Origin of the sequence: Sorangium sp. So ce394, from assembly GCF_051474665.1 — a bacterium.
In the GTDB taxonomy this organism is placed as follows: domain Bacteria; phylum Myxococcota_A; class Polyangia; order Polyangiales; family Polyangiaceae; genus Sorangium; species Sorangium cellulosum_D.
The window spans coordinates 11,582,941-11,606,883 of sequence record NZ_CP150339.1 but is presented as its reverse complement, the minus strand read 5'-3'; the positions used below and the strand labels follow the sequence as shown (position 1 = coordinate 11,606,883).

The 23,943-nt window shown below is 69.6% G+C and carries 17 protein-coding genes; 9 read left to right on the top strand and 8 right to left on the bottom strand.

The genetic code is table 11. The features are described from left to right. The first annotated feature begins 33 nt into the window (after window positions 1-33). The gene (locus WMF33_RS42925) at window positions 34-1,050 is read left to right on the top strand and encodes an aldo/keto reductase (RefSeq protein WP_437334006.1); all 1,017 of its coding nucleotides are present in this window, start codon (window positions 34-36) and stop codon (window positions 1,048-1,050) included. 149 nt (window positions 1,051-1,199) lie between these two features. On the opposite strand, the gene WMF33_RS42920 is transcribed toward WMF33_RS42925, so the two are convergent. The 3 genes from WMF33_RS42920 to WMF33_RS42910 all read right to left on the bottom strand — a co-directional run bounded on the left by WMF33_RS42920 (window position 1,200) and on the right by WMF33_RS42910 (window position 5,113). Then, window positions 1,200-1,451 carry a hypothetical protein gene (locus WMF33_RS42920; RefSeq protein ID WP_437334005.1) on the bottom strand — a complete coding sequence of 84 codons (252 nt, stop codon included), beginning with the start codon at window positions 1,449-1,451 and terminating at the stop codon, window positions 1,200-1,202. Window positions 1,452-1,942: 491 nt separating this feature from the next. Continuing rightward, window positions 1,943-2,911, bottom strand: a complete 969-nt coding sequence (locus WMF33_RS42915; RefSeq protein ID WP_437334004.1) for a D-2-hydroxyacid dehydrogenase — start codon at window positions 2,909-2,911, stop codon at window positions 1,943-1,945. A gap of 291 nt (window positions 2,912-3,202) precedes the next feature. Next, window positions 3,203-5,113 (bottom strand): protein kinase domain-containing protein, encoded by a 1,911-nt coding sequence (locus WMF33_RS42910; RefSeq protein ID WP_437334003.1) that lies wholly within the window; start codon window positions 5,111-5,113, stop codon window positions 3,203-3,205. A 453-nt stretch (window positions 5,114-5,566) separates the two neighbouring features. Here WMF33_RS42910 and WMF33_RS42905 point away from each other — a divergent pair, with 453 nt between their 5' ends. The 6 genes from WMF33_RS42905 (at window position 5,567) to WMF33_RS42880 (ending at window position 14,233) form a co-directional block, all read left to right on the top strand. Then, a complete protein-coding gene (locus tag WMF33_RS42905) occupies window positions 5,567-7,867 on the top strand; it encodes a helicase-related protein (RefSeq protein WP_437334002.1) in 2,301 nt (766 codons plus the stop codon). 211 nt (window positions 7,868-8,078) lie between these two features. Next, complete coding sequence (locus WMF33_RS42900) at window positions 8,079-8,711, top strand: glutathione S-transferase family protein (RefSeq protein ID WP_437334001.1); 633 nt, start codon at window positions 8,079-8,081, stop codon at window positions 8,709-8,711. Between the two features lie 501 nt (window positions 8,712-9,212). Next, the gene (locus WMF33_RS42895) at window positions 9,213-9,929 is read left to right on the top strand and encodes a hypothetical protein (protein WP_437334000.1); all 717 of its coding nucleotides are present in this window, start codon (window positions 9,213-9,215) and stop codon (window positions 9,927-9,929) included. A 616-nt stretch (window positions 9,930-10,545) separates the two neighbouring features. After that, entirely contained in the window at window positions 10,546-11,622 is a 1,077-nt protein-coding gene (locus tag WMF33_RS42890; RefSeq protein WP_437333999.1) for a TauD/TfdA family dioxygenase, read from the top strand. A 6-nt stretch (window positions 11,623-11,628) separates the two neighbouring features. Further along, on the top strand, window positions 11,629-12,855 hold the full coding sequence (locus WMF33_RS42885) for an MFS transporter (protein ID WP_437333998.1): 1,227 nt from the start codon (window positions 11,629-11,631) through the stop codon (window positions 12,853-12,855). Next, the gene (locus tag WMF33_RS42880; RefSeq protein ID WP_437333997.1) at window positions 12,839-14,233 is read left to right on the top strand and encodes a hypothetical protein; all 1,395 of its coding nucleotides are present in this window, start codon (window positions 12,839-12,841) and stop codon (window positions 14,231-14,233) included. Before WMF33_RS42885 ends, WMF33_RS42880 begins: the two co-directional genes overlap by 17 nt. 126 nt (window positions 14,234-14,359) lie before the next feature. Here WMF33_RS42880 and WMF33_RS42875 read toward each other — a convergent pair whose 3' ends face one another. Then, the gene (locus WMF33_RS42875; RefSeq protein WP_437339571.1) at window positions 14,360-14,986 is read right to left on the bottom strand and encodes a glycoside hydrolase family 11 protein; all 627 of its coding nucleotides are present in this window, start codon (window positions 14,984-14,986) and stop codon (window positions 14,360-14,362) included. A gap of 805 nt (window positions 14,987-15,791) precedes the next feature. Continuing rightward, a complete protein-coding gene (locus WMF33_RS42870) occupies window positions 15,792-16,028 on the bottom strand; it encodes a hypothetical protein (protein ID WP_437333996.1) in 237 nt (78 codons plus the stop codon). A 296-nt stretch (window positions 16,029-16,324) separates the two neighbouring features. Between WMF33_RS42870 and WMF33_RS42865 the strand changes: the two genes are divergently transcribed. Then, window positions 16,325-17,437 (top strand): alpha/beta hydrolase family esterase, encoded by a 1,113-nt coding sequence (locus WMF33_RS42865; protein WP_437333995.1) that lies wholly within the window; start codon window positions 16,325-16,327, stop codon window positions 17,435-17,437. 201 nt (window positions 17,438-17,638) lie between these two features. Here the strand turns inward: WMF33_RS42865 and WMF33_RS42860 are convergent, their stop codons facing one another. Then, window positions 17,639-18,517 carry a hypothetical protein gene (locus WMF33_RS42860; RefSeq protein WP_437333994.1) on the bottom strand — a complete coding sequence of 293 codons (879 nt, stop codon included), beginning with the start codon at window positions 18,515-18,517 and terminating at the stop codon, window positions 17,639-17,641. Between the two features lie 531 nt (window positions 18,518-19,048). Here WMF33_RS42860 and WMF33_RS42855 point away from each other — a divergent pair. Further along, the gene (locus WMF33_RS42855) at window positions 19,049-22,042 is read left to right on the top strand and encodes a penicillin acylase family protein (protein WP_437333993.1); all 2,994 of its coding nucleotides are present in this window, start codon (window positions 19,049-19,051) and stop codon (window positions 22,040-22,042) included. 54 nt (window positions 22,043-22,096) lie between these two features. Here the strand turns inward: WMF33_RS42855 and WMF33_RS42850 are convergent, their stop codons facing one another. Further along, a complete protein-coding gene (locus WMF33_RS42850) occupies window positions 22,097-23,086 on the bottom strand; it encodes an HvfC/BufC N-terminal domain-containing protein (protein WP_437333992.1) in 990 nt (329 codons plus the stop codon). Continuing rightward, window positions 23,083-23,943, bottom strand: coding sequence for a DUF692 domain-containing protein (locus WMF33_RS42845; protein WP_437333991.1), 861 nt, complete (start codon window positions 23,941-23,943; stop codon window positions 23,083-23,085). The genes WMF33_RS42850 and WMF33_RS42845 overlap by 4 nt, the downstream gene beginning before the upstream one ends.

Sequence of the window (23,943 nt, the reverse complement as noted above, 5' to 3'; positions counted from 1 at the left end):
CTCGCGCTCAGCGCCTGTGGAGGAAGCGCGCAGGTGGGGCAAAACGCCGCATCTGCGGGCGGGGGCTCTCAGGAGCCGCCGCAGGGGCCGGCGCCTGGCGCGCCCGGGGAGAAGGACGTCGAGCTGCCGGCCGGCGGGGTGATGCCGACGAGGCCGCTCGGGCGGACCGGCGTGAACGTCAGCCTCCTCGGGCTCGGCGGGTACCACATGGCGATCCCGGACGACGAGCAGGAGAGCCTCCGGATCGTCCGCTTCGCGATCGATCACGGGGTCACCTTCCTCGACAACTGCTGGGATTACCACGACGGCAAGAGCGAGGAGCGGATGGGCAAGGCGCTCCAGGACGGCTATCGACAGAAGGTCTTCTTGATGACCAAGCTCGACGGCCGGGACCGCGCTTCCGCCGAGGCGCAGCTCGAGCAGTCGCTGCGTCGGCTGCGCACCGACGTCATCGATCTCGTGCAGATGCACGAGATCATCCGGATGAGCGATCCCGAGAAGATCTTCGGGCCGGGCGGCGCGATGGAGGCGCTCGTGGCCGCGAAGAAGGCCGGCAAGATCCGGTTCATCGGCTTCACGGGCCACAAGGACCCGGACATCCACCTCGCCATGCTGAAGATGGCGGAGCGGCAGGGCGTCCCGCTCGACACCGTGCAGATGCCGCTCAACGTCATGGATCCGCATTACCGGAGCTTCGAGAAGAACGTCCTCCCGGCGCTGACGCAGCAGGGCATCGGGGTGCTGGGGATGAAGCCGTTCGCCAGCGGGGAGATCGCGAAGACCGGGGCGGTGTCGCCGATGGACTGCCTGCACTATCCCATGAGCCTGCCGACGTCGGTGGTGATCACCGGCTGCGACTCGATGGGCATCCTCAAACAGGCGATCAAGGCGGCGTACACGTTCCAGCCGCTCAGCAGCCAGCGCGTCTCGGAGATCCTCGCGCGCACGGCCCCGCTCGGGGCGAAGGGGGAGCACGAGCAGTTCAAGACGACGGAGCGATTCGATGGAACGACCAAGAACCCCCACTGGATGACGTCGGCGAAGATTTGAACGGCGCGGAGGGGATGGTACCCGCGTCGCCGAGGCTGGATCTCATTCTCTGGATGCGCGAGAGGACTCGCCGAGCCGCCCGGCCGCCGAACGCGCTGCTGACGCAATATGTCAGATCGGGCTATCGGTCGTACCCCTGCGAGATGTCGTCAGCGCCGCCCGTCCACGACGAGCGCTCCGGTCTGAACATAGCGCTCATAGACGGCACGCAGCTCCGCGTCGTTGAGCCGCCGCTCGAAGCCGTCGATGACGGTGAGCCCAGTCTCCTTGTCGCGGTGGGCGTTCGCCTGGAACTCCTCCCAGCTCATGTCGGTGTTTTCGTTCGGCGTGGATTCTTCAGCCTCGGAGTCGGAGGAAGAGGAGGGCTCCTCGCCGCCGCAACCGGCGAGCGCGAGCACCACCAGGGGCGCACAGAGGAGGACAGACAGGGAGCGCCCGATGCGGCTCCTGGACAGACGCCCCGAAGACGAGCCTCGATTCATTGGAACACCTTTCTCGGTCATGCCACACGTTGTTCGCGATCAGCCGAATCTCGCCAGCGGCGATTCGGCATCCAGCGCCGCCAGCATTGAGCATGATGACACAGGAATCGAGAAACATGGAAGTCCCAAGCGGGAGCCGCGGCGCGCGTTGTCCGCCGTGTCGCCGCGTCGCCGCGTCGCCGCGTCGCCGCCGGCGGGGGTTGCGGTGATGGCGGCGGCTACGCCCTCTGAGCCAAGAGGATAACGAGAAGCTCGCGCCGCACCTGCGACGGGTCGTGCGGAGCGAACCAATCCGGCGCGCCTCGACCACCTCGGCCCCATCACCGCGAGCGGCGGAGCGCGCCGCGCCGCTGCGCTGCTCGCGGGAAGCCCGTGCGGCGATCGCGGGGGCGAAGCGCAGGCTCGGGCGATCAGTAACCCCCCTGCTTGTCGACCACGTTGACGAGCGGCTCGCCCCGCACATAGCGCTGCAGGTTCGAGAGGAAGAGCTCCCCGAGGTGCTGGTAATGGCCCGGATGGGCGCCGGAGTAGTGCGGCGTGATGATCACGTTGGGGAGCTTCCAGAGCGGGTGCTCGGCGGGCAGCGGCTCCGGCTCCGTCACGTCGAGCCCCGCCCCCGCCAGGTGACCGGAGCGCAGCGCCTCGACGAGCGCGTCGGTCTGCACCGTCGCGCCGCGACCGACGTTGACGAGGAACGCGCCGCGCGGCAGCGTCGCGAGCTCGCGCCGCCCGATCCAGCCGCGCGTCTTCGCCGTCAGGGGGAGGATGTTCACCAGCAGCTCGGACTGGGCGAGGAACGCCTCCAGGTCGTCCGGGCCGTACACCTCGGCGACGTGCTCGACGGGCTCCTTCGTTCGCTTCAGGCCGATGACCCGCACGCCGAAGGCGGGCCCGATGCTCGCGATGCGCTGACCGATGGCGCCGAGGCCCAGCACCCCGAGGGTCTTGCCCCGCAGGCTCCTGAGCGTCTCCCGGTACGTCTGGCTCTGCCAGACGCCCTCGTGCTGCCGAGCCGCGGCCAGGTGCAGGTTGCGCGTGAACATGAGCAAGAAGCCCCAGACGTGCTCGGCGATCGGCTGCGCATGCACCCCGCTCGCGTTGGTGATCACGAGCTCGGAGCGCGCCACGACCTCCGGAGAGAGCAGGCGCTCCACGCCGGCCCCGACGGTCTGCACCCAGCGCAGCTTCCGGGCCTCCCGCAGGTGCGCCTGCTCGAGCCAGCCCGTGATCAGCGCCACCTCGGCCTCCCGATAGCCGCTGGGATCGCGCTCGAGCTCGGCAGCGGTCCATAGCTCGACGCCCGGCGCCACCTTCCGCGCCCGTTCGACGATCTCCGCAGGTAGCTCTACGCCGAGCGCGATCGTGAGAGATGCAGACATGATCAGGCCTCCAGGTGCTGGCGAAGCGCGGCGCTCGAGCGGCCGGCGCTGACAAGGGCAGGAGCATCCCCGAGGATCGGTCGTTTGTCTACTATAACGGATATATGTCTGCTATGAGAGACAATCGGCAGGAACGGAGCCTCTCGTTCAACCCCGATGCGCGCGCTCGTGCCTGGCGATAGCCTCGTCATGGGCACGAGCGAGCGGGAGCAGGGGTAAGGGGGCTGTGCGCGTGGAGCTCAAGCCGCGGGGAGCGAGCGAGGCGCCGTGACGCTCTCCGCTTCGTGTCGTTCAGAAGCCGAAGGTCGGATCCTTCTCGGGAGCACCCTTGCTGGAGGGCGCGGCCGGAGAGTGTCGCTTGGCGGGCGGGCGCGCCGGCTTGAGGGGGGCCTTCCCGGCGCCGGAGGGGGGGCCGGCCGAGGAGGCGGGGGCGGAGTCGACGGCAGCCGGGGAGGGGTCGGCGGCGGCCGGGGAGGGGTCCGCGGCGGCCGGGGACGATGACGCCGCAGCGGCGGGAAGCGCGCTCGCGGTGGGAGGCGGAGGGGAGGGCTCTTCCGGCACGCGGGCCGGAGGCGCGGCGGCTTCTGTGGCGCCGAGCGGGGGCGCGGCCGCCGGCGTGGCGGGCTCGTTTGGAGCAGGCGAGCGGAGCAGGACGACGGCGGCGACCCCTACGCCGACCGTCAGCACGCTGGCAGCCACGGCGAGCAACGCCCGCGATGATGGGGGGCGGCGGTCTGGCTGCGGGGGCAGGGCGCCTCCCACGGCCTCCAGCGTGCCGCTCGCCGTCAGCGTGCCGCCCGGGCCTGGGATGCCGCCGGGAACCCGCATTCGGTCCGCGACCACCGTTCCGCCTGCCACCAGGGTGCCGCCGGGGACCATGGCGTCATCGAGGGCCACCGTGCCGCCCGAGCCCGGGGCGCCGCCCGAGCCGGGAGTGCCGCCCGAGCCCGGCGCGCCGCCGTGAGCCGCCGCGCCGCCGTGAGCCAGCGCGCCGCCGTGGGCCACCGCGCCGCCGTGAGCCGCCGCGCCGCCGTAAGCCGGCGGCCCGCCGTGAGCCAGCGCGCCGCCATGAGCCAGCGCGCCGCCGTGAGCCAGCGCGCCGCCATGAGCCACCGCGCCGCCGTGAGCCACCGCGCCGCCGTGAGCCAGCGCGCCGCCGTGAGCCAGCGCGCCGCCGTGAGCCAGCGCGCCGCCGTGAGCCAGCGCGCCGCCGTGAGCCACCGCGCTGCCGTAAACCGGCGAACCGCCCTGGGCCGGCAGGCCACCCTCGGCCAGCAGGCCGCCGCGAGCCGGCGCGCCGCCCTGAGCCAGCGCCTCGGCGGAGTCCAGCGAATCGCGCGAATCCGGGACCGCCGCGCGCTGCACGGCCGAGGCGAACGCGCGGGCGAGCTCGCTCGCGCTCTGGAAGCGCTCGCCGGGCTCGCGCTTGAGCGCGCGCTCCAGGAACCGATCCAGCTCGGGCCAGAGATCCGGCGCGAGCTGCGAGGCGACCGGGATGTCGCCCGTGCAGATCTCCACGAGCACGTCGCCGAGCTCCTCGCCGGGGAAGGGCAGCTGGCCCGTGAGGCATTGAAAGATGATCACCCCGAGCGACCAGAGATCGCTGCGGTGGTCGACCGTCTTGCTCCGGCGCACCTGCTCCGGGCTCATGTAGTGCGGCGAGCCGATGAGCGTTCCGGTCTTCGTCGCGTCGGCGGCCAGCCCGGTGCCGGTCGTCTTGGCGACCCCGAAGTCGAGGATCTTGACGATCTCGTCGCCCTGGCGCGCGAGGAAGATGTTCGCCGGCTTGAGATCGCGGTGGATGAGGCCCACCTCGTGCGCGCGGCGGAGGGCCTTGCAGACCTGGCTCACGATGCCGAGCAGCTCGGCCGGCGCGACGCGCCCGCGGCGCACGAGGTACGCGGCGAGGTCCTCGCCCTCGAGGAGCTCCATCGCGAGGTAGGGCGTGTCGCCCTCGAGCCCATAGTCGTAGACGTGGACCACGTTGGGCGTCCGGAGCTGGGCGGACGCCTTCGCCTCGCGCTCGAACCGCGCCCGCGCGACCGGGGAGTCGGCGTGCTGCGGCATCATGAACTTGATCGCGACCTCGACCTCCAGCTGGAGGTGCCGGGCCACCCAGAGCAGGCCCATGGCGCCGCCCGCCAGCGGCCGCTCCAGGCGATACTTCCCACCGACGACGCTCCCCGCTTCAAGCGACAGCATGCGTTCGAGCCTTCTGCGTCCCCGTGTCCTTGGGTTCGGGCCTTCGGGCTCTAGCAGAGGCGGGGCCCACTGTCGCGGTACTTACAGCTGCCGGCATCTCGAGCCATCATGCCATGGGCGCGGCGACGGGACGAAGACCGAGCGCGAGCGGTCGCTGTCGCATCTTCTCCTCCGTGCCGGGGTAGCTCTCTGCCGTGTCGCGGTAGCTCTCTGCCGTGTCGCGGTAGCTCTCTGCCGTGCCGCGGTAGCTCTCTGCCGTGCCGCGGTAGCTCTCTGCCGTGCCGCGGTAGCTCTCTCCGCCGTAGGCTCCTCGCCACCGCGTGCCTCCCGCCGCCGCAGGCTTCCCGCCGCCGCACCTCGCGGACGAGCCCGTCCCGTCGGAAGCACCCGCGCGCCCCCTCGCTCCCCGCGCGGGGGCGTCTTTCCGGCATCCGGTACTAAGCTGCGCGCGGCATGGTCGACGCTTCCCCGATCACCGCCGTGCTGGGCCCGACCAACACCGGCAAGACCCACCGCGCCATCGAGCGCATGCTCGCGCACGACTCGGGCATGATCGGCCTGCCGCTGCGGCTGCTCGCGCGCGAGGTCTACGATCGGGTGACCACCCGGGTCGGCGAGGCCCGCGTCGCGCTCGTGACCGGCGAGGAAAAGCGCGTCCCGAGGCGCCCGGACTACTGGGTGTGCACCGTCGAGGCGATGCCCGTCGACCTGGAGGTCGACTTCCTCGCCATCGACGAGATCCAGCTCGCCGCCCACGACCAGCGCGGCCACGTGTTCACCGAGCGGCTGCTCCTCTCGCGCGGCCGGCGCGAGACCTGGTTCCTCGGCGCCGACACGATGCGGCCCCTCATGGCCGAGCTCGTGCCCACCGCCAAGCTCGTCCAGCACCCTCGGCTCTCGCGGCTCGCCAGCGCCGGCGCCGGCAAGCTCTCGCGGCTGCCCCCGCGCAGCGCCGTGGTCGCGTTCTCGACCCCCCAGGTCTACGAGATCGCCGAGCGCCTGCGCGCGCAGCGCGGCGGCGCCGCGGTCGTGCTCGGCGCGCTCTCGCCCCGCACGCGCAACGCGCAGGTCGCCCTCTTCCAGTCCGGCGAGGTCGACTACCTCGTCGCCACCGACGCGATCGGCATGGGCCTCAACCTCGACGTGCGCCACGTGGCGTTCGCGGCGCTGCGCAAGTTCGACGGCCGCGCCGTGCGCGACCTCGACCCCGCCGAGCTCGCGCAGATCGCCGGCCGCGCGGGCAGGCACCTCGCCGACGGCACCTTCGGCACGGTCGCGCCGCTGTCGCTCCCCGACGGCGTCGCGGCCGCGATCGAGGCGCACCGCTTCCCCCCCGTGCGGCGGCTGCTCTGGCGCAGCAGCGAGCTCGACTGGAGCTCGATCGACGCGCTCCTCGCGTCGCTCCGGGAGCGCCCGCGCTCCCGCAGCCTGAAGCTCGTCGACGACGCCGAGGACACCGCCGCCCTGATGCGGCTCGCCGAGGACCCGGAGGTGCGCGCCCGCGCGCGGGGTCGCGAAGCGGTGGCGCTGCTCTGGGAGGTCTGCCGCATCCCGGACTTCCGCAAGCTCCTGTTCGAGTCGCACGTCGCGCTCCTCGCCGAGATCTACGGCCAGCTCTCGGGCCCGAGCGCGGCGCTCGACACCGACTGGATGGCCGCTCGGGTGGCCGAGATCGACGACGTGGGCGGCGACATCGACACGCTGATCACGCGGATCGCGTCGATCAGGACGTGGACCTACATCTCGAACCACGGCCGCTGGGTCCGCGATGCGGCGGCGTGGCAGGACCGGACGCGGGCGATCGAGGACCGGCTCAGCGACGCGCTCCACGAGCGGCTCGTGCAGCGCTTCGTCGAGCGGGGCGGCGGCGCGCGGGCGTCGTCGGGCGCGCGCGCGGTCGCCCGTGGGGGCCAGCGCCGGGCCGAGGCCGAGCCGGAGCCGGTGGACCCGGGGCACCCGTTCGCGCGGATCGCGGCGCTCCGGGCCCTGCTCGCGCCCGGGCCCGCGGCGCCGGCGCCCGAGGACGACCGGGCGCGCTGGGTCGAGGCGATCGTGGGGGCGCCGCACGAGCGCTTCTCCGTGGACGCGGCCGGGCGGATCGCCCACGGCGAGCAGCCGCTCGGGCAGCTCGCGCGCGGCCCGACGCTGCTCCTGCCCGACGTGCGGATCGCGGAGCTCGACGACCTCGGCGCCGGCGCGCGGTCGCGCGTCCTCCGGCGGCTCGTGGCGTTCGCGCGCGATCTCGTCGAGGAGCTCCTCGCGCCGCTGCGCTCGCCCGAGGTGCGCGCGCTGCCCGGCGCGGCGCGCGGGATCGTCTACCAGCTGGAGCAGGGGCTCGGGACGGCGGCGGCGCGCGACGCGGAGGAGCAGATCGCGGAGCTCGCGCCGGAGGACCGCGCGTTGCTGAAGGCGCACGGCATCGAGGTGGGCGAGCGCGTGCTCTACGTGCAGCAGCTGCTCCGGCGCGGCGCGCTGGAGCGGCGCCTCTCGCTGTGCGCGGCCTGGTTCGGCCGGGGCCGCGTGCCCGCGTGCCCGGCGCCCGGCGCCGTGTCGGTGCCGGTCGCCCGGGGCGTGGATCCCAAGGCCTACGCGGCGATCGGCTACCCGGTGTTCGGGACGCGGGCGCTCCGCGCGGACGTGGCGGAGCGGGTGCACCGCGCGCTCGCGAGCGGCGAGCCGGCCGCGCGGCTCTCGAGCTGGATGGGGTGCTCGGCGCGGGAGGCGCCGCGCGTCGCGGCGTCGCTGCTCGGGTAGGCGTCGCGGCGTCGCTGCGCGGCCGGCTCCGCGGGGCAGAAATCCCGCCAGAAAAGCCGGTCGATGACCAGCGGTCGGCGAAAATAGTGACGATCGCCACCGCTTTCCAAATCTGCCGCACCTGGCGCCGCGCCCAACGGGGCCGGCCTCTGGTAGCCTCCGCCGCGCCGCCGACCGACCGGCGGAAACGAACCGAGAAAGAGACACCACCATGGCCATCGTTCTTTACCATCACCCGTTTTCGCGCGCCGCCAACACTGTGTGGATGCTCGAGGAAGTCGGCGTCGAGTACGAGCTCAAGTTCGTCGACATCATGGCCGGCGACCAGAAGAAGGCGGACGTCACGAAGCTCAATCCGATGGGCAAGCTGCCCTTGCTCGTCGACGGCGACACCGTCGTCACCGAATCCGCGGCGATCGGCCTCTATCTCGCGGATCGTTATGCCCCGGGCCGCCTCGCGCCGAAGCTCGACGACGCGGCGCGCGGCACTTATTTTCGCTGGTCGCTCTTCGCCCCCTCGGTCATCGAGCCCGGCTCGATGGCCAAGGCCAGCAACTGGGAGTTCCGCGCCGGCTCCGCCGGTTGGGGCAACTACGACGATATGCTCGCGACGATGGAATCGGCCATCTCTGGCCGTGACTTCGTCCTGGGCAAGGAGTTCTCGATGGCCGACGTCATCTTCGGCGGCACCATCGCGTACATGCTCGACTTCAAGATGCTCGAGCCGCGCCCGAGCTTCACCGGATATGCCGAGCGGGTCAGAGCCCGCCCGGCGTACGCGAAGAGCGAGGCGCGCAACAAAGCCGTGATGGACGAGCGCGGCCTCAAGATGCCTGGGGCTTAGAGCGCCCTGAAGGATTGAAGCGGAGCGCCTCGGCGAGCGCCGTAGGAGCGCCGCGTCCTCTCCCTGCGCTGGGCGCTACTGTCAGAGACCGGCCTCATGGACCACGGCCCGATCGGCAGAACGGATCACGACTGGAGCGGTCGAGAACCCCGCTCGGACCCCGTACCTGCCCGTCCACCGCGCGGCGCGCAGCTCACGTCAAGGGCCCGAATCCGTTAGGATTTCCGCGGAGCGGACCCTTGACGTGAGCGAGCACCGCGCCCCGCTCCTCGCGGGGTTCGGGCGGGGCTTGCCCGCGATCCGCTTGGCCGGTCCGGGCGCGATCCGATGGGGCGGTCCGTGACACGTCGGAGCTCCTGCCTTCCCCCTGCCGCTGTCCTACGATAGGCTCGCGTATCCGTTCGCGACAGGTGATATATGCGTTTTCGGCGACATGGAACAGATGTTACGGATGTGGCTATTCACATATCGAGCACCGAAGGGAACTCTCCGGCTAGCATCGTGATCGCCGATGTTCCACGCTCGGATGGTGTTCCCATAATAACGAGCAGTGATCCTGATGTGGTTAGCGTCGATGGCAGACCTCGCGTACGCGCCGTTGGCAATTTTTCGTTTTCCCTCAGCGCGCTTGCCACAACATCAGGTAGTGGCGCTGTAACGGTGACTGCGGCGACACGGTCCGGAATCCAGGCGACACTAAGGGTCGTGGTTGACGTTGCGATAGAGTTGCCGGATCCTGCTACTGAAGCTGGAGCTGTCGCCAGGCTGTTGATGTCGGAGGCCCGCGATCCTTCCCACACAGACTACCTGGCAGCAGACACATTGGATAGTATGGGGTGGATGCAACGGGTTCTGGAGAATCGATTGGCGATCGATCCTTCTCGATTCGGGGCACGCGGGGCGAGAAACTTGATCGACATCATTCGCGCCGCCAATCAGTTCGATGGGTTTTCCGATTATCCGAACTACGATCAGGGGGTTCGTCGGCGGCTGCAGCGAATGGTTAATATCGCGAATAATGACAATGATATAATGCAGTCTAATTTTCAAGCTTTTATACAGAATGCTATTGATGTGGCTCGGTTGCGGGTCGCCATCCGGGACCCAAGCTCAACAGGCTTGTTCGGGTGGAGAGCCGCAGGGACTGGAAGTCCAGGGCCCAAATTCGCGAGATTTCGCACGTTGGCTGGAAACACGTTCTTTACGTTGCGGCCATGATTGAAGCATTGACATGATCTGAGATTTTTTTGTTGCCGTGCATGCACGGACGCGCTCCGGCTGTGGCCAGTATATTGCGCGATGATGGCGGGGTCGTGGGTGCCGAGGTTGCCGGTGACGTTCAACGACGCCGGCGGGTCGCTCGGGTCGTGGACGCCGACGTCGCAGCGGTCCTCTGCGGAGCCGCGGGGCGAGCGCCCTCCTCGCTCTCCCTCGTTCTGCTCGTCCTCCACGCCATCCCAGTACTCCTCGCGCCGGGAGCAACGATCCCTTGCGCGGTCGCGCAACACGTGACTGCCGCTCCTGCGTGATCGGCCCACGCTCCGCGCCGCCTCCGCGCCGCCTCCGCGCCGCCTCCGCGCCGACCGCCTGCGGATTCCCGGCGCGATCAGGCCACCGGGTGGGCTGCGGACGCCTTGATGAGCCCCGATGGAGCATCGCTGCGCTCTGGTATGCGGGTTGCCAAGCCCGCCGAGTCGACTGCCGACGAGGCGGGGCCGCGATGGGCCGACCTCGTCGATGAACCCATTCACCGCCAGTGCTGGCCGGCCGCTCGCGGAGCGCCGACTCCTCTGCGACGGTATCGCGGCCGTCGTGCGTCGACGGAAGGAACATCGTGGCATCTACGCAAATCTACACGAAGACGCTATCGAACGGCGAACGGGAGCTGCTCGAAGAGACGCTCGCCGGTATAACGTATCCAGAGAACGGCTACGTGGAGTACCTCGCGCAGCTCCGGAAGGCGCGGGATCGCGTCGCGGGCATGTTCTCGGATCTCTCAGCGCTCGCGGATCTCGGTCGCTCGCCGCCGGTGTTCTGCGGCGCGTTCAAGATCGGGAATCTGCCGACGAGCGCGAACGTCCCTGTGCCGCCGCCTCAGGCGGGGCTCGCGAAGAGGATCGAGAAGCCGAGCTATCTTTCCGAGAACCTCCTGACGATGATCGCCTCGTTCTTCGGCGAACCGTACTCGATGTACTGCGAAGGGCGCGGCCTCGTGAACAACCTCGTGCCGTCCAGGGAGACGTCGGGCGATCTGAGCGGGCTAGGCACGACCTCCGAGCTCAGGCTCCACATCGAGAACGCCGCCCTCCGCTTCATGACCGGGCGCGACTGCTCACCCAAGGCGCTCTTCCTCACCGGGGTGCGTCAGGACGCCTCCCCGCCGTACACGCGCGTCAGCGACGCGCGGTTGGCGCTATCCATGCTGAGCCCGGAAGAACGCGCGGCGCTGGCGAGCCCGGCCTATCAAATGAAGCTGCCTTACAGGTGGAGGAGGTCTCGCGGCGCCTACGTGAACGTCACCACGCGCCCGATCCCGCTCGTCGAGCGGACGCCCGCTGGCCTCGTGGTGAACGCGGCGTTTTACGGAGACATGATCGCCGACATCCTGTCCCCTCGAGCGGAGCGCGCGGCGAAGCGCTTCGAGGCGGCGCTGGAGGAGGTGGCCATCGACGAGATCGTGTCGCCCGGCGAGCTCCTGGGCATCGACAACCGCGTCACGCTCCACGCCAGGACAGCCTTCAAGGCGTCGTTCGACGAGCAGGGGCGCGCGTCCCGGTGGGTGCAGCGCATCTTCGTGACGGACGCGCTGGAGAACTTCGACGGCTGGGAGAAGATCGACGACGCGGTCTTCGCTCCCACCTTCACGGTCGAGCAGCCCAGCTCCCGCCCGACGGCTCAGCTCCACGGTTGAGCGCCGATGGCGATCGTCGAGCAGCGCATGAGCCAGTTCCCGCTCCTCGTCGCCGTCTTCGCGTCCTATGTAGCGCGCGGCGCGTTCCTCGTCGCCGCGTCGTGGGAGCTCGTGAGGGCGACCGGCGCCGTCAACGCCGTCGGCTGGCTGCTTGTCTGGCAGAGCGCCGCGGATATCGCCGTCGGGCCGTTCCTTGGGATCGTCATCGATCGGTGGGACCGCAAGAGGATCAGCATGGCCGCCGACGCGGGGAGGGGCGCGCTGCTCCTGCTCCTCTTCCTCGCGTGGAGCGTCGACCTGGCGCCCAGCGCGACCGCCATGATCTACACCTTTGGCATCCTGTCCGCGCTCGGCGATCGCCTGTTCATGGGGTCGGTGTACGCGCTTGTCATGGAGATCGCCCCGGAGCACGAGCTCTTGCGGTTCAATTCGCGCACCGCCTCGATGGTCCAGCTCGGCAACATGCTCGGGGCGGGCGTCGGCGGCGTCGTCGTGGCGAGCATCGGCTATGGCGCGTCGCAGCTCGTGAGCGCCGTCTGCTTCTTCATCTCGCCGCTCGCGCTCTCCCGGCTCAGCGACCGGCGGGCACGCCCGGCGGCGACGAGCGCCCGCGCCGCGGCGTCCTTCCGGGACGCTCTCATGGAGGGCGTCGCGGCCCTGCAGCAGAGCCGCGGGATCCAGGTCAACATCGTCCTCCAGGCCACGCTCATCGGCCTGCTCAGCGTGACGAACACGCTCCTGCCGGGCTTCGTCGCGCATACGCTGGAGCGCGACGGCTCCGCGTACGGCGTCATCGACGCGGCCGGGGCGGTCGGAGCGATGGTCGGCGCGGCGCTCTTCAGCGCCGCGAGCAGCCAGGCGCTCCAGAGGTTCTCGATGCGCCACAGCCTGCTCCTGCTGTGCCTCTCGACCGGCGCGTTCAGCCTGAGCCGCGGCCTCGCGGGCGCTGCGGTGCTCTACGCCGCCATCGGGCTCTGCATCGTGACAGGCCGGGTGTCCGCGGACTGCGACCTGCAGCAGCGCAGCGGCGTCGAGAGGATCGGCCGCATCAAGAACCTCGTCCAGGTCGGGGTGGCGGTCCTCTCCGGCGTCCTTTACTTGAACCTGGGCGCCTTTGGCCACCTCGCGTCGCCAGCGGCCATCTACCGCGGCTACGCCGTCTTTCTGGGCGTGGTCTGGGCCGGGCTGTCAATCACCGCATTCAGAAGGTCATCCCATGGAGTTTCACGATAGCCCCCGCCTGCCCGAGGACGCGGCGTTGCTGGCGCTGCGCCGCGCCGTGCCCGAGGTCGGCCAGCCGCTGTCCGCGCTCTACGACGCGCCGCTCGTCGACTACGCCCGCCACGTCCACCGCCCTGCGCGGCCTCCCCGCAGCCGGCTCGGCCTGGAGGCGCGCGCCCTCTTCGCCGACGCGCTTCGACCCGAGCTGCGCGCGCAGCTGCCGCCAGAGGACGTCCCGGCCGCGCTCGCCGAGCTCGAGCGCTCCGGCGTGATCCAGACCGGCCCTCATGGTCAGCTCATGCTGGACCATGACGCGTTCTACACGGTCATCTTCTCGCGGATCGGCCTGCTGTCGCGGGGATGCAGGCATTATTTCTGGTTCACCTGCTTCACCAACAAGCTCGAGGTGAGGCCCGGCCGTGGCGCCGGCTGGCTGAGCGTCGCGGGCACGTGCATCAACGTCTTTGGCCTGTCGCGAAGGCTCATGACCAGGAGCAGCGCCATCGCCGCCCCGGGGCCCGTCCGCTTCGCGCTCGAGGAGAAGGGCGCGCTGTCTCCTGCGGTCGCCGCGGAGCTCGCCCACTTGCGTGATCTCCTGGGCGGCGCCGCGCATGACAGCGTGCCGGAGGCGGTCGACGCGGCCAACCGCCTCCTCTGGCAGGAATGGGAGCCGGAGGGGCGGGCGCGGCTCGTCGTCTTCGCCGAGGGGTTCTGTACGCGCCTCGTCGCGCGGCACCTCGAGGTGGAGGACGGCCTGCTTGGCCGCCTGCTCTTCGAGCCCCGTCGGCGCGCGGCCGGCATGCGCGTCATCGAGCGGGCGGCTCGAGCGACCATCGGCAGCATGCTCCCGTCTGGCACCGACTTTTTCTGGCGCGTGCGCGACCATCGGATCCGCGCCATGGCGCTGCGCGGCGGACACCTCGTGGAGCAGGAAGCTCCGGACGTGGCGCCGGTTCCATTCGAACGAGGCGCCGTGATCGAGGAGCTGCGCCGCGGCGCCTTGCTGCCGAATGTGTTCCTGCTCTTCCTCGCGGCGACGTTCTTGCCGGGCTTCCGCGCGCTGGGCGGGTTCTTTCAGATCGCGTACATGCCGGTATACCGAGCCGCCCTGCTGGCCATGCTCGATGGGTCGGACAGGGACGAGCGCGCGTTGGTCGAGGACATCCTCGCCGATGACAACCACGGATGGGGGATGCACGTGCTGGAGGAGCCGGACGAGGTCCTGCCGCTCATCGCCCAGACGGGGCGCGCAGGGATATTCCCGGTGCTCGCGGAGCGTTACGCGAGGAGGAGCACGCGGTCGATCACCCGGAATCTTGAGTTATTCCGTAAACATGGCCGCTGGCTCCCGGTCATGGAGGAGGCGCTGGCCGGAGCGCAGGTGGCCTGACGGTAGGGCTCGTCTCCCTGCGCGGACGCGTTGCCTGCGGTCTGCGGTACACCGCCCTCTGCAAACCGGGCGTGGCGCGCGCGGCGCGGCCTGGGATGGCGCCGTCGATGGCCCCGTACGTTGCTTCTACCACACCGTCAGGTTGGAGCTGCCGCTGCTCGATGGGTTGAACACCTCTGTCGCCATCACCTGGTAATTGTGAGTGCCAAGGTTCCACCCCTTTGACGCCCAAGCATTTACGTGATTGGAGAACGTGATGGTGCTGTTGGTCCCGGTGGGCCTCTTCGACCTTCGGACGCTCCAGTACTGATAGAACGTCGCATTGCCTATGATGGAGGGCGCGTTGACCCGCTGCATCCTGTACAGGTCGTAGGTGCCCCCGTCCGTGGTGACTGAGCCCGCCGGCGTTCCGCCCGGCGGTCTCCAGCTGCCCCAGCTGTCAACGACGTAGTATTCTACGAGTGGGTTTGTCGTCCACCCATAGAGCGTCAGATATGCATTGCTGCTGCCCGTCGACCAGACGCCGGCATTGTAGCCAATGTTCCTGCTCGACGACCCAGTGCTCCAGCCCTTGCCGCCAACGAAATTATAGTTGCCGTTTGCCCAATTCACAGCGTAGTTGCCGCCGCCGTTCAAATTCATGCTGACCGACCCGCCATCTTTCCAGAACGTGTACCACTGGCCGTCCGTTCCGGTTTTATTCGCGCTTATCGTGAGAGCGCTTTGATCGGTGGTCAGATCGGTCTCGTTCATGTCCACTTCTGCGCCATCCATGACGCAGTTGGTCAGTAGGAGCCCAAGGGCGGAGCACATGCCGAGACGGGTGATGTTGTTCATGGCGATCGCCTTTCTTGGCCTATCTATTGTTCGGGGCTGGCAGTTGCGTCAAGCCGATTGAGCAATGCAGCCGGGCCTGGTCATCAAGAAGGTGCGATATTATCAGATGCAGAGTGACGAGGGTGGCTTGACGCCGACAGGGGGCCGAGGCCTCGACGGGCGCGATCGCCCGGCGCGCCAGGCGCGCGAACCTCGGCGTGAAGCGACTCGATCTGCTCGAAGCTGAGCGGCCATGCGAGAAATGCACAGTGGACCTGTCGTGGAGGCCTGTGCGCGGCGCCCGTGAACGCGCCGCCGCATGTGTCCGCGACGACCGAACAATGGGAGCCGGTGAAGAGATCGATCCCGATCCCGATCCCGATGACGGAGGTCCCGGTGCTCATGACGGCCCACTCAGGGGAAAGCGTAAGGATGAGGTCTCATCGTGAACGTTCACGTAGCGGCTGTCAACGCCGATGCATCGGTCGGCTCGCCGAGCGCGGAGAGGAAGCGGACGATGTTCCGGGGCTCAGTGACCATGGCGGCACGGTTTCCGCATCGGCCGCGGCACCATGACACGCTGGCAGTACGATTGTGGTCGTGCCGTCCGGCGATGGCCGCGGTCCGGCGCCCACCCCTCTTAACGCGGCGCTCCGAAGGAGCCCTGCCCGCCATGTCCTCCCTCGGGCTCGAAGATACCCGCGGGCCGGTCGATTGGAATTGACACCGGCAATGTTAACGTTCACATTCCAGTCGAGGGCCATCCTTTTTGTTTCAGTTTGGTCGGGTCCTCCTGAGTGCCGAGCTCTTCGTCAATCTGATCCATTCGGTCGATTTTTACACCGATCCTGTTCGCTCGGTCGTCGCGGAAGCGATTGCTGATCGATGGTGATCGGCGTTTTGCCAAGAGCGATCCAATAGAGGACGCGACAGCCCTCGCTTGTTCGACGGCTGTCGTGAAATCCTGCGCGCTGTCCACCGGAGATGATTTTTTTCAAGAATCCGGCGATGCCGGCGAAGCGACCGGACGGCAAGCTCGGGAACGAGGGAACCTATGTCGCGGCGGGCCGCGCTGAGACGCCCCTCGGGCGCACCGGTGTCATCACATCGGCCCCGTCCGGGAGCTCGTCTGCGCCGGGTGGGAGGCACTTTGCCAGGGAGGCGGATCCCGTAAGGAACGCTCTGTCACCTGAGGTGCGTGTGGCGAGTCGCCGTTGATACGCTCGGATCGTTTTGTTTCATTCTCACCTGATTCCGGTACGTAGGAGACCTGTGATGCAAGATCAAACGTTCAGCCGACTCGCCTTTGGTGTCACCCTTGCCAGTTGGGTCGCGATTTCGTGCGCCCCAGCCGAGTCCGACTCGAACAACGAGGGAGGGGGGGGAGCGACGGCGACCGGTTCCGTGAGTAGCGTGAGCGGCAGCGGCGTTGCGACCTCCAGCGGCAGCGCGAGCGGCAGCGCGAGCGGCAGCGGCGTTGCGACCTCTGGCGGCACCACCGCGGCTGGGACCGGCGGTGACAACAGCGGCGGGAGTGGCGGGGCTGAGCCGACGGGCAGCGGCGGTGCTGGCATGGGTGGCTGGCCCGAAGGAGCCATTCCCATGGGGAACGCGCCTGTGCCGAGCGCGGGGTGCGGCAAGGCAACCACGTTGACGAGCAAGGAGTATACGATCTCGAGCTCGGGCCAGAATCGCGTGTACTACGTCGATATGCCCCGCAACTACGACATGAACAAGCCCTACCGGCTGTTCTACACCTCACATTGGATCGGCAGCCGCTACCAAGACGTCAAGAATCAAGACTTCTACTTTCTCAAACCGCAGTTGGAGGCCGACGGAGAGCAAGCCATCTTCGTGGCCCCCTCCTCGGACGGTGCAACGTGGCAACAGAAGGATCACGCGCTGTTCGACGACATCATGGCGTTCATGAATGAAAACGTCTGCTACGACACGACCCGCGTGTTCGCGACCGGCTTCAGCTTCGGAGGGATGATCACCTATTCGCTGTCGACGAACCATCAAGCGGAGATCCGTGCGGCCGTGGGCATCGCCCCGGCCAACTACAACATCTGGTTGCCTGAAAAGACACATAAGCCCATTGCTTGGATGCACACGACGGGCATGAGCGACGGGACTTGCCCCTGGGTGAACAACGAAGGTCAAAAGAGAGGGGCCAAGTTCATCGCCCTCGAAAAGGCCGAAGACAACGGCTGCACGATTCCGGACAATATCCCGACTTCGAACGGCGCGTACAGCTGCTTCGATTTCAAGGATTGCGATCCGGAGCATCCGACGCGGGTGTGCACCTTCGGCGGCGGGCACACGAACATCGACGGCAATCCGAACTGGATTCCCATCGAGTCGTGGAAATTCTTCAAGCAGTTCTGACCGACGTCCTCGCCGCGGGCGGGACCCTCGCCCGCGCGTAGCGCCGCGCTCGGGGCGTCTCGCCTGCAAGGGGAATAGGGGCCGCCTCCGAGCGCGTGGGCAAATCAAGCCGGTTCGAGCGGCTGCTCGGTGCGCCCGCGAGCGCATCCCGGTGCACGTGCACGCGCTCCGACGTCACGCTCCCTGACCGGGGACCCTCGTTCAGTGGAAGGCGAAGCGGTCGACCGTGATCTTGTAGCTGAGTTGTTCGCCGCGCTCGATCCGGCCACCGAGCGACATGTTGTGCTCCTCGCCGCTCGTCGCCACGTACTTCGCGTCGGCCGCCACGAACGTGCACGCACCCTCGATCGGCTGCGGGCGCTCGAAGAGGCAGCCGTAGCCGTCCTCGGCGACGGGGCGACAGATGCGGGTGTCGATCTTCAGCGCCTCGACCTCCTCGCGAGAAAACATGCGCTCCTCGTGGGCGATCTTCATGGGCTCCTCGCAGCGAACGTAGATGGGCAGGTACTGGTGCTGCGCGTCCCGGTACACGACGCCGTCGTTGACCTCCTCGCGCGTGCCCGTGGCCACGTCCAGATAGCCCTTCAGGCGGACCGGCGCCTCGACGGCGGCGGGGAGACCCTCGGCGGGCATCGCCTCGGCGTGCGGGTGATCGCCGGCGTAGACGAGGACGTTGAGGAAGCGGTGCCGCGCGCCGTCCCCGGTGGGGTCGAAGATCTCGCTGACCGCGTCGCATCGCGCGGCCTGCTCGGCGGAGCGGCTCTCCATGTTGTCCCCGCTCGACTCGAACCCGAGCTCGTAGACGCCCACGCTCGCTCCCCAGCCATTGTCGTTCTTGGACGCGGCCAGGCCGGCGGCGTCGTCGTCTGGGGCGATCCAGAGGTTGTTGGTGGTGAGCGCGGGGACGTGCGCGAGAGAGCGAACGAGAAAGCCGTTGTCGCCGCAGCCGCGCCCGATCTGTTCATAGGTGGTGTCTACCTCCGCCGGAGTCGACGGGGTTGCCGGCGCCGCGGTGGGCTCGGCGATCGCGTCGCCGTCCGATCCGCCGCAGCCCGCGACGAAGATGAAAGGAGCCCCCACGAGAACCAGCGAACGAAAGTAGTTCCTCATGACGGCGGTGGGAGCAAAGCTCGTACCTCCCCGATCCATGCGGATTTTCCGCCCAAATCGCGGCGCGAGACGCGACGCGTGAACGGGGCGCCACACCTCGGCCGCTCACGAGGAAGCGCTGCGCGAAGCGCCGTAGCCCCAACGTCGGTCAGCTGGTGCAGGATGGGCGCGATGGAACCGGCCGGGTCAGCTCGTCGCGCGCTGCTCTTCCGCGGGAAGCGGGGGCGGGGTCCGCCGCTTTCCGACGCACGCGAACAGCGCGCAGACGGCTTGGCGCGGTGGCGGTCCGGCACAGGGGCCGCGGCGGCGTCTGCATGTCATGCTGGCCCAGACACCGCGCCAAGCCACGCTCCCTCCTGCCGGTCGTGCCCTGGCCCATGCTGCCGCGAAAGGAGCTCCGAACCCTACCTCGCTCGACGACGCGCCGTTCCAGCCACCGCGTCGCGCGACGACACCGCCGCGGTGGCTCGCTTCCATCCTATGTCCTATGGAGGAGCGTTCATGCGACTGTCATTCTCTTCGGCACATTGCGTCCTCGCCTTGGTCACCGGGCTCACGGGCATGCTCGGGTGCTCGGACGCCCCTGGTCCCGGCAGCAGCGCGCCCGACGCGGGCGCGCCGAGCGATCCCGACGCGGGCCCCGACGCGGGCGCGCCCGACGGCAGCCCGCCCTCCTCCGCGACGTTCGGTCCGCTCGGCGATCGGCCGGATCTGCCCGTCGACGGGCGGCTCACCATCGACGGCCTGCTCTCCGCCGTCGATGTCGTCCAGGACAGGGACGGTAGGCCCCATATCTATGCCGAAAGCCTCGTGGACGCGATGCGCGTCGAAGGGTATCTGACGGCGCGCGACCGCGCGCTTCAGCTCGAGATCTTGCGGCGCACCGCCGAGGGGAGGCTCGCAGAGCTCTTCGGCGACCTCGATCCCACCACCATCGATCAGGACATCGCTCTCCGCCATGTCGGGCTCGGTCGGATCGCCAGGGCCCAGTACGACGCGCTCCCCGAGGGGGAGCTCCGCCAGATGCTCGACGCGTACGCGGACGGGGTGACCCAGGTGTTCAGGAAGATCCGCTCCGGGGACATCCTCCTCCCCGGCGGCGCGACGGGGATACCCGCCAAGGCGTTCACCGACTGGAGCGGCGTCGACTCGCTCGTGATCAGCCGCTTCCACAGCTACCTCCTGTCGTTCGACGCCGAGCTGGACATCACCACGCAGCAGTTCTTCGACGCCGCCCGGACGACGTTCGCGTCGAGCAGCGCCGATCCGCTCGCGCAGAAGCGCGCCGGCTTCGAGCGGGACTTCCTGAGGTTCGCCCCCTCCGAGCCCGCGGTGACCAGCAGCGGCTATCCCGCCTCCCCGGCGCGGGAGAGGGCCCGGAAGGCGGAGGACAAGGCGGCGAAGAGAGCGCCTAGCGCGCGACGACCGGGGCGCGCCGCGCCGGACCGCGCGAAGCTCATGTCGTCGCTGACCGGCTACCTGAGCGCGGTCCAGCGCGCCAGGAGCAAGGTCGCCCCGGAGGGCTTCGGCTCGAACAACTGGGCCATCCACGCGAGCCGGAGCGCGACGGGGCACGCGCTCGTGGCCAGCGATCCCCACCTGTCGCTGAGCGCGCCGGCCGTCTGGTATGCCGTCTCGATCCATGTCACCGCGCCCGAGGGCAAGGACGCGAGCCGCGATGTTCACGTCGGGGGCGTCACCTTCCCCGGGATTCCGGGGATCATCCTGGGCCACAACGAGCACGTCGGGTGGGGAGCGACGGTCGCGATGTACGATGTCACCGATGTCTATGCCGAGACGCTCACGCCCGACGGCAAGGCCGTGCTCTTCAAGGGCAATCCAGTGCCCCTCCAGACGGTCGAGGAGGTCATCGCGATCGCTGGCAGGGCACCTTATACCTACCGCGTCCCGATCGTGCCCCATCACGGCCCGCTCCTGCCGACCATCGTCGACCACGCGGTGGTGGATCCGGACCCGGCCGTGGGGGCGCTCAGCGTCCGCTGGACGGGGCTTTCGCCGACGAAGGAGCTGGAGGCCATCTTCGGCCTGCTGCGCGCTCGCTCGGTCGATGAGGCGCAGGAGTCGCTCTCGAAATTCAGCGTCGGCGCGCAGAACTGGGTGATGGGCGACGCCGCGGGCGACATCCTCTGGACGACGCACGCGGCGATCCCGACGCGGTCTCGTGAGGCGTTCGCCTGGGACGCGGCCACCTATACGGGCGTCCTCCCCTGCATGGTGCTCCCCGGCGACGGGACCGCGGAGTGGACCGGGACGCTCCCCGAGCACCTCATCCCCCGGGCGAAGAACCCGCCGGCGGGATACATCGCCACGGCGAACAACGACCCCATCGGGGACTCCCTGGACAACGATCCATCGAACGGCGCGCTCCCCGACGGCACCCCCATGTACCTGGGCTGCAGCTTCGACATCGGGTTTCGCGAGGGCCGCATCCAGGAGCGGATCGATGCCCACGAGGGTCCTCTGTCGCCGGAGGATTGCGCGGCGATCCAGGGCGACATCAAGTCGGCGCTGGGCGTGAGGCTCGTGCCTCACCTCCTCCGCGCCATCGACCGCGCCGAAGAGGAGCGCAAGACGCCCGGTACTCACCCCGATGTGACCGCGATCGTCGCGGACGCCGCATACGAACCGCAGCGCCTCGTCGCCCTGCGGGCGCTCCTCGACGGCTGGGGCAAGGAGGCGGACTACAAGGCGGCCGCCGGCATCGATCTCGATACCGCCATGCCGCTCGCGGACGAGGGCGACGGCCCCGGCGCGATCGACGCCCGCGCCTCGGAGGCGACCTTGGTCTTCAACCTCTGGCTCGTCCGGGTGGTGCGCCGGGTGCTGGGCGACGAGCTCGGCCAGATGGGCTTCTCGTCGTTCTCCCGGGAGATGTCGGCGAAGGCGCTCCTCCACCTGTTCTCCGCCGATCGGGAGCAGCTCGCCACCTTCGATCCGGCCGTGCAGGACAGCGCGCTGTGGGACGACATGGGCACGCCAGCGGCCGAGTCCAGGGACGATCGCGTGCTGCGCGCCCTGCTCGACGCCCTCGCCTGGCTCGATCGACAGGGCGGCTCCGGGGCTGCGGCGCCCCGCTGGGGCGCCTTTCACACGGTCACCTTCGACGCGCTCGTCCCCCTCCTCAGCAGCCTCAGCATCCCTCCGCCGAGCGATCCCCTCTGGAGCGGCGGCTTTCCGCGCGGCGGCGACGAGTTCGCGGTGGACTCCTCGGATTATCGCCTCTCGTGGGCGCTCGACGAGTCACCGAATTTCCAGTACGTCCACGGCCCGTCGCAACGGCTCGTCGTGGAGCTCGACCCGGCGGGGCCGAAGGCGTGGAACGCCATTCCCGGAGGCAATGTCTGGGACGCCGAGAGCCCACATTTCCGCGATCAGGCGGAGCTCTGGCGAAAGAACCAGACGCACCTGGTGCCGTTCCTGCTCCCCGACGTGATCCAGGCGAAGGAGTCGCGCACGGTGGTCGAGGCGCCGTAGCCGGCGTCCTCCGAGGCCCACCCCGGGCCGGCGGGCGGGACTCGCCGGGGAGGCTCACGCCCGGCCCGGCGCCTCGCTCGAGCCCTCCGGCCGCGCGCCGGGCTCGCCGCCGGCGAGGCCGGTCCACCAGCCGCTCGCGAGGGCGAGCGCGATCCAGCCTTGCAGGTTCGCGCGCAGCTGCGCTGCCTCCGCGGCCGTGCAGCCCTGCTCGACGGCGGCGAGGGCCTGCCCGAACGGCAGCTCCCGGCAGCGCTCGAGCAGCCGGGCGAACAGCGGATCCACGGAGGTCGTGGTCGTGCCGGCGGCGCTCCGGGCGAAGACCCAGGTCCGGGTCGACGGGTGGCGACGGATCGGCTCCGGCGCGCCCTCGTCCCGATCGGCCCCCGCGAGCCGCGAGAAGCGGGCGAGATCCCAGTCCTCCTCGGCCAGCGAGCAGGACACCGCGAAGCGCAGCCGCGATCCGGCCAGCCGGGAGAGCTCCTCCGGCGTCGGCCGCCACAGCCCCTCGAAGGGCGATTCGTAGGCGCGCCGCTCGGCCTCGTCCATGCGGAGCGCCTGGCGGACCATGGCGAGCGGAGCCCTGGAGAGCTCGACCCGCCGGCACCACGCGTCGCCGTGCGGCGGGCGCTCCGGCGGTCGGCGCGGGCCCGCACCGTCGAGGCGCTCGAGCGCGCGGTGGAGCCGCTCCGCGAAGCCGCGGGTCGCCTCGTCGAGGTCGGCGTGGCGGGGCGGGCGCTCGGCGAGGTGCAGCGCGGCGAGGTGGTTGAAGTGCCAGTGGCTCACCGCCCGCGCCACGCGGGGAAAGCTCGTCTGGAGCGCGGTGAACAGCCGCATCCAGTACTGGCGGTGATAGACCGCGAGCCGCTCCGCCGGCGCGGGGCCCCCCGGGCCGCCCTTCAGCTGCGCCACGAGGCGCGCGGGATACCGCTCCTGCCGCTCGCGGAAGCGCCCGGCGCCCGGGTCGAGCGGCGCGCGGAGGACCGCGGTGAAGTCGCGCTGGAGCTCTCGCAGCCAGCGCGGAGGATCTCCGCCCCTCGGGCTCATGCCGATCGCACCCGCCGCGCCTTGTCGAGCTCCGCGAGCGCCACGGACAGGGGCGGGATCTCCGCGTCCCACTCGAGGAGCGTGGGAAAAGGGCCGCCCCGCCGCCACGCTTCCTCGTAGAGCGACCAGACCTCGTCGCATACCGGACGATCGTGCGTGTCGTGCCGCAGGCCCGAGGGCAACACCTGGTGTCCGGCCAGGTGGACCTGCAAGACCCGGCTCCACGGCACGCCGTCGAGGTACTCGCGCGGATCGAAGCCGTGGTTGTCGCTGGAGACGAAGATGTTGTTGACATCCAGCATGGCCCAGCAGCCGGACTCCTCTACCACGCGGCGATAAAAGTCCCACTCCGGCATCGTGTCGCGCTCCCAGGCGACGTACGACGACAGGTTCTCGATCCCGAAGGGGACGCCGAGGGCCTCCTGGACCTCGGACGCCCGAGCGGCGGCGTAGGGGATCAGCTCCGGATCGTACGGCGCCGGCAGCAGATCGTGGTGCGTCGTGCCCTCGAACGCCGTCCAGCAGAGGTGATCCGTGAAATAGGGAATGCGAAACTCCTGGATCAGATCCCGGAGCCGGGACAGGTGATCCCGGTCGAGGGGGGCTTCGCCCAGCAGGTTCAGGGAGACGCCGTGGGCGACGATCGGGTAGCGCTCGGCGATGCGCCGGAGCCGCTCCCGGGGCAACGGCGACGCGCCGAGGTAGTTCTCCGCGATGATCTCGAAGAAGCCCAGCCGGGGCCGGAGCCGCTCGATCGCCTCGTAGTGCGGCGGGCGCAGCCCGAGGCCGAGCGCGTCGCGCGGCAGAGCGCGCGCGTCGGGCGCTCGGTCGTCGTCGGCGGCTCGCGGCGCGCTCAT

Excerpts from the sequence above, each read along its gene's own strand:
- WMF33_RS42885 (WP_437333998.1), top strand. The coding sequence starts at position 11,629 with ATGGCGATCGTCGAGCAGCGCATGAGCCAGTTCCCGCTCCTCGTCGCC.
- WMF33_RS42900 (WP_437334001.1), top strand. The coding sequence starts at position 8,079 with ATGGCCATCGTTCTTTACCATCACCCGTTTTCGCGCGCCGCCAACACT.
- WMF33_RS42850 (WP_437333992.1), bottom strand. The coding sequence starts at position 23,086 with ATGAGCCCGAGGGGCGGAGATCCTCCGCGCTGGCTGCGAGAGCTCCAG.
- WMF33_RS42905 (WP_437334002.1), top strand. The coding sequence starts at position 5,567 with ATGGTCGACGCTTCCCCGATCACCGCCGTGCTGGGCCCGACCAACACC.
- WMF33_RS42880 (WP_437333997.1), top strand. The coding sequence starts at position 12,839 with ATGGAGTTTCACGATAGCCCCCGCCTGCCCGAGGACGCGGCGTTGCTG.
- WMF33_RS42875 (WP_437339571.1), bottom strand. The coding sequence starts at position 14,986 with ATGAACGAGACCGATCTGACCACCGATCAAAGCGCTCTCACGATAAGC.
- WMF33_RS42865 (WP_437333995.1), top strand. The coding sequence starts at position 16,325 with ATGCAAGATCAAACGTTCAGCCGACTCGCCTTTGGTGTCACCCTTGCC.
- WMF33_RS42855 (WP_437333993.1), top strand. The coding sequence starts at position 19,049 with ATGCGACTGTCATTCTCTTCGGCACATTGCGTCCTCGCCTTGGTCACC.
- WMF33_RS42915 (WP_437334004.1), bottom strand. The coding sequence starts at position 2,911 with ATGTCTGCATCTCTCACGATCGCGCTCGGCGTAGAGCTACCTGCGGAG.
- WMF33_RS42845 (WP_437333991.1), bottom strand. The coding sequence starts at position 23,943 with ATGAGCGCGCCGCGAGCCGCCGACGACGACCGAGCGCCCGACGCGCGC.
- WMF33_RS42910 (WP_437334003.1), bottom strand. The coding sequence starts at position 5,113 with ATGCTGTCGCTTGAAGCGGGGAGCGTCGTCGGTGGGAAGTATCGCCTG.